Annotated in this window: 12 protein-coding genes; 7 read left to right on the top strand and 5 right to left on the bottom strand. The window is 74.8% G+C overall.

All coding sequences use genetic code 11. The features are described from left to right. Nucleotides 1-6: 6 nt before the first annotated feature. Together ABD369_RS08185 and ligD (ABD369_RS08180) are read right to left on the bottom strand one after the other, a co-directional pair. On the bottom strand, nucleotides 7-411 hold the full coding sequence (locus tag ABD369_RS08185; protein ID WP_344635572.1) for a hypothetical protein: 405 nt from the start codon (nucleotides 409-411) through the stop codon (nucleotides 7-9). Between the two features lie 89 nt (nucleotides 412-500). Next, a complete protein-coding gene (gene ligD, locus ABD369_RS08180) occupies nucleotides 501-1,415 on the bottom strand; it encodes a non-homologous end-joining DNA ligase (RefSeq protein WP_344635718.1) in 915 nt (304 codons plus the stop codon). Nucleotides 1,416-1,662: 247 nt separating this feature from the next. On the opposite strand from ligD (ABD369_RS08180), the gene ku reads away from it, so the two are divergent. Continuing rightward, the gene (gene ku, locus ABD369_RS08175; protein WP_344635571.1) at nucleotides 1,663-2,757 is read left to right on the top strand and encodes a non-homologous end joining protein Ku; all 1,095 of its coding nucleotides are present in this window, start codon (nucleotides 1,663-1,665) and stop codon (nucleotides 2,755-2,757) included. Between the two features lie 120 nt (nucleotides 2,758-2,877). Here ku and ABD369_RS08170 read toward each other — a convergent pair whose 3' ends face one another. Together ABD369_RS08170 and ABD369_RS08165 are read right to left on the bottom strand one after the other, a co-directional pair. Next, nucleotides 2,878-4,275 (bottom strand): NADP-dependent succinic semialdehyde dehydrogenase, encoded by a 1,398-nt coding sequence (locus tag ABD369_RS08170; protein ID WP_344635570.1) that lies wholly within the window; start codon nucleotides 4,273-4,275, stop codon nucleotides 2,878-2,880. A gap of 4 nt (nucleotides 4,276-4,279) precedes the next feature. Further along, nucleotides 4,280-4,561, bottom strand: a complete 282-nt coding sequence (locus tag ABD369_RS08165) for a DUF6158 family protein (protein WP_344635569.1) — start codon at nucleotides 4,559-4,561, stop codon at nucleotides 4,280-4,282. 218 nt (nucleotides 4,562-4,779) lie between these two features. Here ABD369_RS08165 and ABD369_RS08160 point away from each other — a divergent pair, with 218 nt between their 5' ends. From ABD369_RS08160 to ABD369_RS08135, 6 genes are all read left to right on the top strand, one after another. Beyond that, nucleotides 4,780-5,823 (top strand): PHP domain-containing protein, encoded by a 1,044-nt coding sequence (locus ABD369_RS08160; RefSeq protein ID WP_344635568.1) that lies wholly within the window; start codon nucleotides 4,780-4,782, stop codon nucleotides 5,821-5,823. Further along, nucleotides 5,792-6,724, top strand: coding sequence for a non-homologous end-joining DNA ligase (ligD, locus tag ABD369_RS08155; protein WP_344635567.1), 933 nt, complete (start codon nucleotides 5,792-5,794; stop codon nucleotides 6,722-6,724). Before ABD369_RS08160 ends, ligD (ABD369_RS08155) begins: the two co-directional genes overlap by 32 nt. Nucleotides 6,725-6,812: 88 nt before the next feature. Beyond that, on the top strand, nucleotides 6,813-7,334 hold the full coding sequence (locus tag ABD369_RS08150) for a CU044_2847 family protein (protein ID WP_344635566.1): 522 nt from the start codon (nucleotides 6,813-6,815) through the stop codon (nucleotides 7,332-7,334). 8 nt (nucleotides 7,335-7,342) lie between these two features. Next, nucleotides 7,343-9,649 carry a VMAP-C domain-containing protein gene (locus ABD369_RS08145; RefSeq protein ID WP_344635565.1) on the top strand — a complete coding sequence of 769 codons (2,307 nt, stop codon included), beginning with the start codon at nucleotides 7,343-7,345 and terminating at the stop codon, nucleotides 9,647-9,649. 16 nt (nucleotides 9,650-9,665) lie between these two features. After that, the gene (locus ABD369_RS08140; protein WP_344635564.1) at nucleotides 9,666-10,670 is read left to right on the top strand and encodes an AAA family ATPase; all 1,005 of its coding nucleotides are present in this window, start codon (nucleotides 9,666-9,668) and stop codon (nucleotides 10,668-10,670) included. A 14-nt stretch (nucleotides 10,671-10,684) separates the two neighbouring features. Then, nucleotides 10,685-14,020, top strand: coding sequence for an SAV_2336 N-terminal domain-related protein (locus tag ABD369_RS08135; RefSeq protein WP_344635563.1), 3,336 nt, complete (start codon nucleotides 10,685-10,687; stop codon nucleotides 14,018-14,020). 144 nt (nucleotides 14,021-14,164) lie between these two features. Here the strand turns inward: ABD369_RS08135 and ABD369_RS08130 are convergent, their stop codons facing one another. After that, nucleotides 14,165-14,770: a vitamin K epoxide reductase family protein gene (locus ABD369_RS08130; protein ID WP_344635562.1), complete on the bottom strand. Its 606-nt coding sequence runs from the start codon at nucleotides 14,768-14,770 to the stop codon at nucleotides 14,165-14,167.

Raw genomic sequence — 14,770 nt, 5'->3', positions numbered from 1 at the left:
CGGTAACTACTCGGCGGGTTCGGGCGCCGTCGCCGGCTCCTCGGGGGCGGTGTTCCCCCCCGCGGTGTCCCCGGAGACGGTCTCCTCCGAGGCGGTCCTTTCGGAGGCGGTCTCCTCGGAGGCGCTCCCCACGGGCCCGGTCGGCGCCTCCCCGGGATGAGGGGCCGGCTCGGCGGACCAGACCGTGCGGTCTCCGCCGCGCCAGCCGACCAGATCCGGGTCGTCCAGATCGGGATCGTCGACCCCGGCGCGGCGGATGAACTCGGACACGTCGGCCTCGTCGTACGCCTTGCCGACCAGGCGGCCGTAGATCTCCACCCGGCGGTACGGCCGCGCACCACGGGTCGGCGGGCGTACGACCACGGGCGGGGTGAAGATGTCCCCCTTCGCAGGCCGACGCGACTCGTCCATGCCTTCAGTGTCACTCGTCACACTCCCCGATGCCTCGGACCCCGGTGCCCCCGCTCCCGGGCAGGGAAGGGCGGCGGCGAGGGCGACGGTCAGGGCTCTCGGACCACGTCGCCGGGTGGTTTGTCCTCGCGCAGGCCGAGGAAGCGCGGGTGGCGCAGCCGGCCGTCGCGGGTCCACCCGGTGAAGGCGACCTGGGCGACCAGCTCGGGCCGGACCCAGTGGGCGGCGCGCTCCGGCACCGGCCCGGCGAACGGGGAGGCGGGCTGGGCGACGGCGTCGAGAGCGGTGCGCAGCCGGTGCAGGGTGGCGGTGTCGAAGCCGGTGCCGACCTTGCCCGCGTAGTGCAACCGCCCGTCGCGGTAGTGGCCGAGCAGCAGCGCACCGAAGCCGACCCGGCTGCCCGCCGGGGCGGTGAAGCCGCCGATCACCAGTTCCTGCGCGGCCGAGCACTTGAGTTTGAGCCAGTCGGGTGAACGCCGCTGCACATAGGGGCTGTCCGCGCGTTTGGCGATCAGGCCCTCCCAGCCCCGGGCGCAGACCTCCGCGAGCGGTGCCGGGCCGTCGCCGTTGCGGTGGACGGTGAAGCGCAGCGGCCCGCCGTACCGGATCGCCTGCCGGAGCAGCTTCTTGCGTGAGCGCAACGGCAGCCGGGTGGTGTCGTACCCCTGAAGGTGGAGCAGGTCGAACAGGTAGTAGGTGACCTGTACCCCGGTGGCCAGGGCCCGGCGGGCGTCGCGCAGCTGCATCCGGCGCTGGAGCAGTTCGAAGCTGGTCACGCCGTGGTCGAGGGCGACGATCTCGCCGTCGACCACGAAGCGCTGGACGGGCTGTGCGGCCAGGGCGGCGACCAGTTCGGGGTAACCGGCCTCCAGCGCCTTGCCGTTGCGGCTGACCAGCCGGACCAGCTCGCCGTCGCGGTAGGCGAGCGCGCGGATGCCGTCCAGCTTCCGCTCCAGGATCCAGCCGGCGTCGAACTCCCGGCGGGTGCCGGAACTGGCGAGCATCGGGCTGAGCGACTCGGGGAGCGGCCCCGGTCCGGCGGACGGGCGGGCGGATGTGCTCACCCCTCCAGGGTGCGTCCGCACGCCGTCCGCCCGCCCCACGGACCCGCCCTGCCACCCGTCCGGCGGACTCCGGACGGACTGGCCGATCGACCGGGCGCGGCGGACCATGGACAGCGGCGGATCGCGGGGCGCCGGTGGGCAGGAGCCACGGGCAGCGAGCGTGGACGGCAGACCGAGGAGGCCCGTCATGGCCAGGCCGATCTGGACCGGCACCCTGAGTTTCGGGCTGGTCGCCGTCCCGGTGGCGCTGTACGCGGCCACCGAGGACCACTCACCGCACTTCCGCCAGCTGGAGCGCGGTACCTCCGACCGGGTGCGCAACCTGCGGGTCAATGAGCGCACCGGCAAGGAGGTCGCGTACGGCGACATCGTCAAGGGCTACGAGGTCGCCGAGGGCGAGTACGTCGTCTTCGAGCCCTCCGAGCTGGAGGAGCTCTCACCCGGACGCTCCCGGTCGATCGAGATCGGAGGCTTCGTCGAGCTCCAGCAGGTGGACCCGATCTTCTTCGACCGGACGTACTACCTCGGCCCGCGCGGCAGGGAGTACGCAGGCGTCTACGGGCTGCTGCTGCGGGCCATGACCGAGACCGGACGGGCGGGGCTGGCGACCTTCGCGATGCGCGGGAAGCAGTACCTCGCGGCGGTACGGCCGGAGGGCGATCTGCTGGTGCTGCAGACCATGCACTACGCGGACGAGGTCCGCGATCCGCACCGTGAGGTGGACAACCTGCCGGGGGAGTTCGCACCACGCGAGAAGGAGCTGGCCACCGCCTGCCAGCTGATCGAGGCCCTCAGCGTCGACTGGGACCCGGAGGCCCACCACGACACCTTCGGCGAACAGGTCCGCGAGCTGGTCGAGGCCAGGCTCAGCGGTCGGGAGACGGTGGCTGCCGCCCCGGCTCCGGCGTCCACCAATGTGGTGGACCTGATGGACGTGCTCCAGCGCAGCCTGCGGCAGGCCGGTGCGGGCGACGGCGGTGGCGCCGGGGCGGGCACCGGGAAGGCCGGGACCGGGAAGGCCGGGACCGGGAAGGCCGGGACCGGGAAGGAGGCCGAGCAGGCGCGCGGGAAGGAGGCCGGGGGACGGCCGAAGGCGTCCGCGGCGCCGAGGACGAAGAAGGCTTCCGCCGGCCCGGACCTGTCGAAGCTCAGCAAGGCCGAGCTGTACCGGATGGCGACCGAGCAGGGCATCCAGGGCCGCTCCGGCATGACCCGGGACGAACTCCAGCAGGCCCTGGAGGGGGCGGCCCGCCCGAAGCGGCGCCTGCGCGCGGTCTCCTGACCGGCCGCACGGCCCGCGCGCCGCAGCCAGGCCGACACCACCGCCTCCGGCCGGCGCCGCGTCGGCCGGAGAGCGCGTGGAGACGCTCCCCGGCCGATGGACGGGCCTCGTGGCGGCCTGCTACGTGGGCCCCAGCCAGACCGTGGTGGCGTTGCAGAACTCGCGGATGCCGTGCCCGGCCAGCTCGCGGCCGTAGCCCGAGCGCTTGACGCCGCCGAAGGGCAGGGCGGGGTGCGAGGCGGTCATCCCGTTGAAGAAGACGCCGCCCGCCTCGATGTCGCGTACGCATCGCTCCTGCTCGCCGGGGTCCGTGGTCCACACGTTGGAACTCAGACCGAACGGGGTGTCGTTGGCCAGCGTCACCGCCTCCTCCAGGCTGTCCACCCGGTATACCGAGGCGACCGGTCCGAACGCCTCCTCCTGGTGGATCCGCATCGCGGAGGTGATCCCGGTGAGCACGGTCGGCGGGTAGTACCACCCCTGGCCCATCGCCTCGTCGAGCCGCTCACCGCCGCACTCGGCGACGGCGCCGCGCGCGAGCGCGTCAAAGACCAGTGCGGACAGGTCGTCCAGCCCCTGCCGGGTGGCGAGCGGGCCGATGTCGGTGTCGGGCTCCAGCGGGTCGCCGATCCGCAGCGCCCCCATCGCCTTGGCGAACTCGGCGGTGAACCGGGGGTAGACGTCCGTGTGCACGATGAACCGCTTCGCCGCGATGCAGGACTGCCCGTTGTTCTGGGTGCGGGCCTTGACGGCGGTGCGGACGGCGGCGTCCAGGTCCGCGCTGGGCAGCACCACGAACGGGTCGCTGCCGCCCAGTTCCAGCACGGTCTTCTTCAGCTCGTCGCCCGCCACGGCCGCGACCGAGCGGCCGGCCGGTTCGCTGCCGGTGAGGGTCACGGCCGCCACCCGGCGGTCCCGGATCACCGCCGCGACCGTGCCGGAGCCGATCAGCAGGGTCTGGAAGCAGCCCTCGGGCGCGCCGGCCCGGCGGAACACCTCCTCCAGTGCCAGGGCCGTCCGGGGCACGTTCGAGGCGTGCTTGAGCAGGCCCACGTTGCCCGCCATCAGCGCGGGCGCCGCGAACCGCACCACCTGCCAGAGCGGGAAGTTCCACGGCATGACGGCCAGCACCGCCCCGAGCGGGCGGTAGCGGACGTACGCGGCCGTCGCACCCGAGTCGGCGACGTCGTCCTCGGCGGGCCGCTCGTCCGCGATCAGTGCCGCGCCGTGGTCGGCGTACCAGCGCAGGGCCCGGGCGCACTTGGCGGTCTCGGCGGCGGCCTGGGCCAGCGGTTTGCCCATCTCGACGGTCACGGTACGGGCCAGCCGGTCCCGGTCGGTGTCGAGCACCTCGGCGGCCCGGCGCAGCAGCTGGGACCGGAACTCGAAGGTGGTGGTGCGGTACTCGCGGAAGGCGGCCTCGGCCCTGGCCAGGTGCCGCTCCAGCTCGTACGGGTCCAGCGGCTGGAAGGTCTCCAGGGTCTCGCCGGTGGCGGGGTTCACGGTTGCGATGGGCATGGCCTCACTCCGGGTGTGCCTCGGCGCGGGCGGCCGCCTCGCGGGCGCGGGAGCCGGTCCTGGTCCGCCCGGCGGTCACCTGGCGGAGCGGGAACCGCCGCAGGTACTCGGCCTCCAACTGGCCGGTGCGCAGGGTGTGGCGCTGCAGTGCCTCCTCGGAGCCGTACAGGAACGTCTCGTGTCGGGTGCGGTGCAGCTGGGAGAGCTCGCGCAGCAGGACGTCCGTCTCCAGGGCGAGTGGCGGGATGCCCTCGGAGCGGTGGTGCGGAGTGTGGGGGTCATGCATGGCAGTTCCTCCTAGGCCCCCCGGGACGAGCCCCCCGGATCCCCCCTGACTGGATCGCCGTACCGGATCGCCGGGCCGCCGTTCCCGCCCGTCCGGCGGATCCCCCGGACGGAGCCGCCCGGGGATCGCCCGAACGGCCGCCGCGACATCCCGGCGGCGCCCCGTGCGAACTGCCGGAACACCGTTTCCGCAGCTGCCGCACCGGGCACCTCCGGCACATGGACCCCTTTCGGGCGCTTGAGCGGATCGCCTTTCTGCTGGAGCGCGAGCAGTCCTCGACGTATCGGGTGCAGGCCTTCCGGCGCGCCGCCGAGGCCGTCCGGGCCCGGCTCGCGGCCGACCCCGATGTCTCCACTCTGGCTGCTGGGGCCGCCGCTCTCAAGGGCATCGGTCCGACCACGGCCAGGGTGATCGCCGAGGCCGCCGCCGGAGGAACCCCGGCCTACCTCGCCGAGCTGGAGCAGCGCGCCACGCACCCGCTGGCCACCGGCGGCGGGCGGCTGCGCGCCGCTCTGCGCGGCGACTGCCACCTGCACTCCGACTGGTCGGACGGCGGCAGCCCGATCGAGACCATGGCGCGCGCCGCCCGCGAGCTCGGCCACTCCTGGGCGGTGCTCACCGACCACTCGCCGCGCCTCACGGTCGCCCGCGGGCTCAGCCCCGAGCGGCTGCGCCGGCAGCTCGACGCGGTCGCCGAGGTCAACGAGCGCCTGGCGCCGTTCCGGCTGCTCACCGGCATCGAGTGCGACATCCTGGACGACGGGAGCCTCGACCAGGAGGACGAGCTGCTCGACGAGCTCGACGTGGTGGTCGCCTCCGTCCACTCCAAGCTGCGGATGGAGCCGGTGCCGATGACCCGCCGACTGCTCGCCGCCGTCCGCAATCCGCGTGCCGACGTGCTCGGCCACTGCACCGGCCGGCTGGTGGGCGACGGCCGGGACGGGAAGACCCGGCCCGAGTCGCGGTTCGACGCCGAGCAGGTGTTCGCCGCCTGCGCCGAGTCCGGCACCGCCGTGGAGATCAACTGCCGTCCCGAGCGCCGCGACCCGCCCATGCGGCTGCTCCGGCTCGCCGCCGAGGCCGGCTGCCTGTTCGCCGTCGACACCGACGCCCACGTACCCGGTCAGCTCGACTGGCAGCCGTACGGCTGCGCCAGAGCGGAGGCCGCGGGGATCGGGCCGGAGCGGATCGTCACCTGCTACACCGCCCGCCGGCTGCTCGGCTGGGCCGGTGGCCGCCGTGCCCCCCGGCCTCGGCGGTGACGCGGTGCCCGCCGTCCCGGACCCCAGTGCCACCGTCACCGAGATCGACGGACGGCGGCTGCGGCTGACCCACCTCGACCGCGTCTACTACCCCGAGACCGGCTGGACCAAGGCCGCCGTCCTCCAGTACTACCTGAAGGCCGCGCCGCTGCTGCTGCCCCACCTGGCCGGGCGGCCCGCCTCCTTCCTGCGCCTGCCCGAAGGCGTCGCGGGCGAGCGCTTCTGGGCCAAACGGGTGCCGCCCGGCGCCCCCGACTGGCTCACCACCCTCGAGGTCGAGCACCGCGCGGAGACGTTGCGGCACGTCGTCGTCGCCGACCTGCCCACCCTGCTCTGGGCGGCCAACCTGGGCGCGCTGGAGATCCACGTCCCGCAATGGCGGCACGACCCCGAGGAGCACGACCGGCTGATCGTCGACCTCGACCCGGGGCCCGGCACCACGATCGTGGACTGCTGCACCGTCGCCCTGCTGGCCCGCCGGGAACTCGCCGCCGACGGCCTCACCGCCTGGCCCAAGACGTCCGGCGGCAAGGGCCTCCACCTGCTGGTGCCGCTGCGCCCGGTGCCGGAGCGGGCCGCCACCGACTACGCCCGCAGGCTCGCCGCCCGGCTGCGCGCCCACCGGCCCGACCTGGTGGTGGACCGGATGGACAGGTCGCTGCGGGACGGCCGGGTCTTCGTCGACTGGTCGCAGAACAGCAGCGCCAAGACCACGGCCGCCCCCTACTCGCTGCGCGCCGGGCCCACGCCCGCCGTGTCGGTCCCCTTCACCTGGACCGCCGTGCGCAACTGCCGCAGCCCCGAGGACCTCCGGCTCACCCCCGAGCAGGTGCTCGCCCGGCCCCGCGACCCGATGGCGGGCCTCACGGACCCGGGCAAGGCCGGAGAACTCCCGGGCTGACGGGGAGTCGGGCGGGTGACCGGCCCCAGAAGTCATGATCTTGCTGATCCGCCTGCGGGGGCCGGCGGAAGTGGGCAGAATCGGGGACATGTCATCGTTCCTCGAATTCGCCTTCACTGACGGTACGTCGGTCATGCTGCACGCCTTCCCCGCCACCGAGCCGGCGGCGGAGCCCGCACCGGCTCCCGTCCCGGCCCCGGCCCCGCAAGGGGGCCTGCCGCCCGGGATGGCGGGCGGTCGTGCGGTGGGGCGGGACACCGAGGGCGAGCGGTCACAGGAGGACGGCGAGCGGCGGGCCGGGCGGGTGACCAGGCTCGCGCAGGGCTCGCTGCGCTCCGCCCTGCGCCCGCTGGTGCCGCTGCTGCAGGAGGTGCACGACACCGTGGCCGGGGTGCCGGACCGTCCTGACACGGTGTCGGTGGAGTTCGGCGTGCGGTTCGGCACCGACCTCAAGCTGGCCGTGGTGGGCGGCAGCGGCGAGTCCAGCCTGAAGGTCTCGGCGACCTGGCAGCTCGCGCCGCAGCCGGCTACCGGCGGTACGGACGGGGCCGGCGGCGCGGCCGTGCCGCCCGGTTCGGCCGCCCCCTCGTCCGTGCCCTCGGCACGGTAGCCGGGGGCATGGGCTGGTCCGAGCACGAGGCGTGCGCGGCGGAGCAGGTTCTGCTCGACTCGTACGCCTCGGTACTCGACGTGCACACCGGCGAGGTGTGCGGCGGTGCGGTGTTCCTGTCGGGGCGTTCGGTGCTCACCTGTGCCCATGTGGTCAACATGGCACTGCGGCGCAAGGGGTTCGACCCCGGCCACCCCGGGCCGGTGACCCTGCGGATCTCCTTCCGGGGCGGGACCGTCGACGGTGAACTCGCCTCCTGGATCCCGCCGCGCACGGCCGAGGGCGAGCGGGTGCCCGAGGGTGCCTTCGGCTGGCAGGGCGACCTGGCGGTCCTCCGCCTCGTCGCGGCCCCGCCGGCGGACGTGCGCCCCCAGCGCTGGGGCCGGATGACCGGACAGCAGAAGGTCCGCGCCTGGTACGGCAACGGGCTTCCGATGTCGTACGTGGACACCCGGGTCCAGTACACCGGTCCGGACGTCTGCTACCTGGACGTCGAGGCGAGCGGCGGGCCGATCATCGGCCCCGGCTACAGCGGCGGGCCGCTCTGGTCGCCGGACGACGAGGCGGTGGTCGGGCTGGTGGTCGGTCAACTCCGGTCCACCGAAGGGACGGTGGGACGAGGATTCCACGACCGGAGCTTCGCGATCTCCTGGCAGCGCATCGCCGAGGAGCTGAGGAACGCCCTCGGTCCTCAGGCGGCGGCCAGCCTGCTCCCGAACGACGGCGTCTTCGGCGGTGACGGCCCCGGGCCGGTGGACCCGCTGCGGCGCCGACTCGCCATGCTGATACGCCAGTTCCTGCCCGGTGCGGAAGGCCCGGACGGGCCCGCCCGATTCGTCGCCCGGGAGTGCAGCCGGCACGTCCCGCCGGGGTGGCGGCCCGACGCGGACGGCTTCGCGCACCTGCTCGCCACCGAACCGCGCGGCCTGGCGGCCCTGGTGGAGCACCTCGGTGCCCGGCACCCGGGCGCGGCCGAGTTCCTGGCCGTCGGACGGTCGACCGGCCTGGCCGCCCTGCTCTCGCCGGGCGAGTACGGCTGGCTGCGCGACGCCCTCGCGGACACCGACCCCGCCGTGTTCGTCCGGGCGATCGGCCAGGCGGCCCCCGAGATCCGGCTACCGCCCGAACTCCTGCTGCCCGCCGACGAACCGGCGACCCGGAACGCCTGCCGCCGCGACCGGGCCGAGCGCCTGCTGGACGGGCTGATCGCGCAGCTGGAGCGCCACACCGGAGGCAACTCGGTGGACCGGCCCGGAACACCCCGGGTACCACCGCTGCTGCGTGCGGTCGAGTACCACGCCGCCTGGGCCGACGGGGCCCGGGAGCCCCAGCACGGCGCGGAGCTGCGCTCCTGGTGCGGACGGGTGGCCGCCCGGCTGGGCATCGGCACCGATGTGCTGCACGAGCACCGGGCCACCGCCGCCGAGTGGGCCGCGTCCCGGCACGTCCAGGCCCGGACGGGCGGCACGACGGCGGGACCCCGGATCGCCGTGAGCCTCACCCGCTACGAGTACCCCGGGCAGGGCGGGGAGGGCAGCTTCCGCTGCGCCGCCTGGGCCGACAGCGGCGACCGGATGCTGCGCCCCGTCCCCGCGCCCACCCCCGGACCGCTGGCCCCGGACGAGGTCGCCAGGTTCATCCGGACCGTCCTGGCCACCTGGGACGAGGACCTGCCCGCCGTCGAACCGGCCGCCGAGGACCCGCTGGTGGAGGTCTTCCTCGACGAGCCGGAACTCGGCCTGCCGGTCGAGGCCTGGGACAGTGCCGACCCGCAGGACCGGTACGCCGACACCGAACCCCTCGGCATCGCCTACCGGATGGTGGTCCGACTGGCCGGGGAACTCCCCCCGGTCCAGGCCAAGGAGCGCGCCAGGCGCCTGCGCCGCCGCTGGCAGCACCTGGATGCGACGGCCGCACTCCACCTGGACGAGCGCTGCCGGGAGCGCCGGCACGTCACCGGCGCGGTGCAGCGCGAGCAGCAGGCGGCCAGGGTGGTGCTGCGCACCGCCGACCGGGCCCGCCGCACCGCCTTCGCCGCCGACTGCCTGCGGCTCGGCGTACCCGTGGTGCTCTGGGACCGGCAGTCCCACACCGCCTACCGGGCCGAGGACTTCGAACCGCTCGCACCGGACGGCCCGGCCCTCGGCCTGCCCGAACGGGTCCGCCGCTACCGGGCCGAGGTCTTCGCCGACGGCTCCCGGCCGCTGCGGCCCGTGCTCGCCTGGGAGGACCCGGACCGGCCGCCTCCGCCCGTACTCGAACTCGGCGACCCGGACGACCTGTACGACAACGACCTTGCCCAGGAGGGCGAATGACGAGGGACCGCGAACGATGAGCCCGCACCACCCGTCCGAAACCCCGGACAGCCCCTGCGACCCACCGCCCGACTGGTGGCTGTTCCACGGCGACAACCGGGCCAGGACACCCGCCATGCCCCCGGCCCCGCCCTGGCGCAGCTTCGGCCGGACGCCCGACGGCGCACCGGCCGGCCGCTACCTGATCGACCGGACCGAGACCGACATCGTCAACGCCGCACTCCACCTGCGCCGTCCCCTGCTGGTCACCGGCCACCCCGGCACCGGGAAGTCCACCCTCGCCCACGCCATCGCCCATGAGCTCAGCCTCGGCGAGGTCCTGCACTGGCCGGTGAACAGCCGCTCCACCCTCCAGGACGCCCTCTACCGCTACGACGCCATCGGCCGCCTCCGGGAGAGCACCCTGCTGCGCGAGAGCGCCCTCCCGCACGAACGAGCCCGTGCGGAGCCGGACATCGGCAGCTTCGTCCGCCTCGGGCCGCTCGGTACCGCGCTGGTCCCGGCCGAGCGCCCCCGGGTCCTGCTGGTGGACGAGCTCGACAAGGGCGACGTGGACCTCCCGAACGACCTGCTGACCGCCTTCGAGGAGGGCGCCTTCGAGATCCCCGAACTCGCCCGGCTCCCCGAGGCGGAGGCCGAGGTGGACGTGCTCACCGCGGACGGCGGGGGCCGCCGCACCCGGGTGGTCCGGGGACGGATCCGCTGCACCGAGTTCCCGGTCGTGGTGATCACCAGCAACGGCGAACGCGACTTCCCGCCCGCCTTCCTGCGCCGCTGCCTGCGCCTGGACCTGCCCGACCCGGACGAGACCCGGCTGCGCAGCATCGTCGCCGCTCATCTGGGCCCCGAGGCACTCGACGGTGCCGAGGACGTGCTGCGCACCTTCCTGGAGCGGCGCGCCGAAGGGGAGCTGGCCACCGACCAGCTGCTCAACGCCGTCTTCCTGCGCAAGGGCGGCATCGGCCTGGACGCGGGCGAGCTGCTCGACGCGGTGCTGCGCAGGCTCGGCGGAGCGGTCTGAGAGGGGAGGCGGCGGTGGAGTTCCGTTCGGTACTGGACGTGTTGGCGAGCGCGGGCGTCGAACTCGCCCCGCAGGAGCTGCTCGACGCGCTCTGGCTGGCCGGCCGGCTGCCGGCGGACCACCGCGCCCCGCTGGCCGCCGTCGCCAACGCCCGTCCGGAGCAGGAGCGTCCGGCGCGGCCCGCCACCGCGCCCGCCACCAGCGCCTCGGCCGCCCCCGACCCGCTGCCACGGCCGGAGGACACACCGCCCGCTCCCGCGCCCCCCGCCCGCCCGCTGCACGCCACCGACCGCCCGACGGTGGACCGGGCGACGGGCACCGCCCGGCTCCAGCCGGTACGCGTCCCCGAACTCCAGGGCCTGCCCGACCAGTTGACGCTCGGTCGGGCCCTGCGCCCACTCAAGCGGTACCGGCCCAGCCGGCGCCGTACCGAGATCGACGAAGCGGCCACGGTGGCCGCCACCGCCGACGGCGGCCTGCTGGAGTTGGTCCTCCGCCCGGCCAGGGAACACTGGCTGCGCTGCGACCTGGTGGTGGACGACGGCATCTCGATGCTGCTCTGGCAGCGGACGGTGACCGACCTGCGGCTGCTGCTGGAACGCAGCGGCGCCTTCCGCGACGTGCGGGTCCACGGGCTGCGAACCCGCAAGCCGGGCGGGATCCGCCTGGTGAGCAGCCCGTACGGAGCCGAGCCGGCGGGCGCGCTCGACCCCGGGATGCTGGCGGACCCCACCGGGGAGACCCTCGTCCTGCTGTTCAGCGACGGCGCCGGAGCGGCCTGGCGGGACGGCCGGATGCACACCGTGCTGCGACGGTGGGGCAGTTCGGGGCCGACCGCCGTGCTGCACGCCCTCCCGCGCCGGATGTGGCCGGGGACGGGGCTGGCCGCCGGGCAGGGCGCGGTGCGGGCTCCGCACCCCGGCGCACGCAACGCGGACTGGCAGCCGGCCGGGGAAGCCGCGACCGGCATCCCGATCCCGGTACTGGACCTCACCCCGGCCGCGCTGACGGACTGGTCCCGGTTCCTCGCCGCACCCGGCGGCGGGATGCGGCTGCCGCTGTGGGAACCCCGCTCCGCCGCCCGACGGACGGCCGCAACCAGGCCCGATCCGGACACCCTGGCCCGGCTGCGCCTCGACCGGTTCCAGCGCGCGGCCTCCCCCGAGGCGCACCGCCTCGCCGCCCACCTCGCCGCCCGCGCACCGGTCACCGTCCCGGTGATGCGGCTGATCCAGGCCACCCTGCTCGGCACCACCGATGCCGTGCCGCTCGCCGAGGTCGTCCTCGGCGGTCTGCTGCGCCCCACCGCTCCTACCGCCGCCCGGCCCGCCGCCCAGCGGGCGTTCGACTTCCCCGGGCCGGTCAAGGACGTGCTGCTGGACTCGGTGCCGACCGCCGAACTGCTCGACGTCAGCCGCCAGGTGGGCAGGCTGCTCGACGCGCTGGTCGGCCGCTCGGCGGACTTCCCGAGCTGGCTCGACACCGGAGCCGGCCCGGCGGAGCCCGAGGCGGACACCCCGTTCGCCTGGGCCGGCCGAACCCTGCTGCACCGCCTCGGAGTCCGGGAGTCCGCAGTACCGGCACATCCGGCGGCCGGCCCGGCCGAGCGTCCGGTCGAACTCCCGCCGCTGGCCGCCGCCCTGGCGGCGATGGGCAGGATGCTCCCACGGGGGCCGGGAGACCCGTACGCCGCCGGCCCCTACCGGGTGCTCGGACGGTCGGCGACCGAGGAATGGACATACGTCGGTGCGGACGACCGGGGGGAGGTGGTGAGCCTGCGGATCATCCCCGGTCACGAGAGCCAGCGCATCCGGCTGATCCGGGCCGAAGCCCGGAACCTGCACAGTGTCGGTACCCGCTACGCCCCGAGGGTGATCGCGGTCGGGGCGGGTGACTCCGATCCCTGGCTGGCCACCACCGTCCCGCTCACCCCGGCCGGGCGCCCCGCGCCGACCCTGCGGGAGTTCGTCGACGGCTGCGGCCCGCTGCTGAACTCCGAGCTGTTGCACCACCTCGCGCTGCACCTGGCCATCGCGCTGCGCCGGGTGCTGGACAACGGGACCGCCCCGGCCCGCCTCGACCTGGACCGGATCGTCATCACCGGGGACGCGCCCGTGATCCTGGACTGGCGGGGGAACCCGGCCGTCTCCCGTCTGCTGAGCGACGAGCGGTCCTGGGCCGCGGTCTTCCGCAGGCCGCCCTGGCTGTCCGTCGGCAGCCTCGTCTACGCGCTGGGGGAGGTGCTCCACTACTGCGCGACCGGACGCGAGTTCGACCCGGCGGTCCGTGAATGGGACGACTACCGGCTGATCTGGGGTGAGATGGTCGGCAAGCCGACCCTGCAGGACCGCAGCTGGCTCACCCTGGTCGCGCACTGCCTGCGGGAGGACGCCAAGAGCAGGCCCGGGCTCGACCGGATCGTCGCCGACTTCCGCGGCCGCGTGGGCCCGGGGGCCGAGGACGGCCGGCTGACGGCCTGGATGTCCCAGCGCGGACGGGCGCTGCTGAACGGGCACCAGTCGGTGGGCCCACGGCCGATGGCGGCCCTCGGCGGCGCCACCGTGGCCGACGCCGCCCGGGTCGGGCCGGCCGGCGAGCACGGCGGCGGAGCCGAGCCGCCACCGCCGCCGGCCCGGTTCCACCGGATCGCCGTGCTCTCGCCCGCCGTGGGCGTCGGGCTGGCGACCACGGCCGTGATGCTGGGAGCAGCGCTCGCCCGCTCCGGCGGGCGGCCGGTGGTCGCCCTGGACTCCGGCCGGGGCGCTCACGCCCTGAGCGCGCTGGGGCAGAGAACGGTGTCCGACGGGCTGTGGCGGCTGGCCGAGGAGGAGGACACACCCGTGTGGAGCGCACTGCGGGAGTACCTGAGTCCCGGTCCGGACGGAGTGCACATTCTGGGCGGAGGCCGCCGCCAGGACGCGCTGACCGGGGAGCAGTACCGGAAGGTGCTGGGCGTCCTGCAGGAGCACTACGAGACGGCGGTCACCACCTGCCGGGCACCCACGCTCGACACCCACGTCCGGGCCGTCCTCGACACGGCCGACCGGCTCGTACTGGTGGACGGTCCGGAGCGCGGCCTGCGGGACACGGCCGCGCTGCTGGAACTGCTCGAATGGGAGGGCTACCGGGCGCTCGCCCGGTCCAGCGTGGTGGCAGTGGTGCACAACGGGCCCACCCATGCCGACCGCGGCTTCAGCCGGGTGCCCGAAGTGGCGGAGAGCTGCGGGGAGATCGTCACCATTCCCTACGACGAGGGCCTGCGCGACATCGATCTCGGGGGTCGCCTCGCGCCCGCCCGGGCCACCTGGTCCGCCTTCGAGCACCTCGCCGAGCTGGCCGACGCGGACTGAGCGGTCGGGGCGAGGGCACCCCGGTTGCCGGGTGTGCGGCCGGCTTCCCGGCCGCCGTGCACGACCAGTGCTGCGCCGGGTACCGAAAACGCCGCGGCCCGGGCGGACGGCCCGGGCCACGGCGCGCAGAGTTCCGGCGGAGCGTCAGATCAGGGTCCGCCAGTAGTACCAGAACCGGTCCAGGATCAGCAGCGCGATCACCGCGTACCAGAGCACCGGAACGGCCCAGTGGTAGCGGTCCGCCTCCCGGACCACCGGGCGCAGGCCGCTCGGCACCGGGATCACACCGCTGCGCAGGTTGTGCAGGGTGGTGTACCAGAACAGCGGGATCATTGCCGTCCAGACCACGATGCAGTACGGGCAGAGCGCGCCGATCGAGTACAGCGTCTGGGTCATCAGCCAGGTGACGAAGCCGACCCCGAAGATCACGCCCGCCTGCAGGCCGAGCCAGAACCAGCGCCGGTACGCCGCGCCGGCCAGCATCCCGGCGCCGATCGTGATCACCACGCCGAAGGCCACCAGGCCGATCAGCGAGTTGGGGAAACCGAAGACCGCGGCCTGGGCGCTGCGCATCACCGAGCCGCAGCTGATGATCGGGTTGATGTTGCAGCTGGGGACGTAGGACGGGTTCTGGAAGATCCGGATCTTGTCCAGGGTCAGCTCGACCGAGGCGGCCAGTCCGACCACGCCGGTGACCACCAGCAGCCAGGCCAGCCTGCGGCCGGCGGGAACGGTGTCGGTACGAGGCAT

Source organism: Kitasatospora cystarginea, assembly GCF_039533515.1.
In the GTDB taxonomy this organism is placed as follows: domain Bacteria; phylum Actinomycetota; class Actinomycetes; order Streptomycetales; family Streptomycetaceae; genus Kitasatospora; species Kitasatospora cystarginea.
The sequence above is the reverse complement of the archived record's forward strand: the minus strand, read 5'-3'. Positions and strand labels throughout refer to the sequence as shown.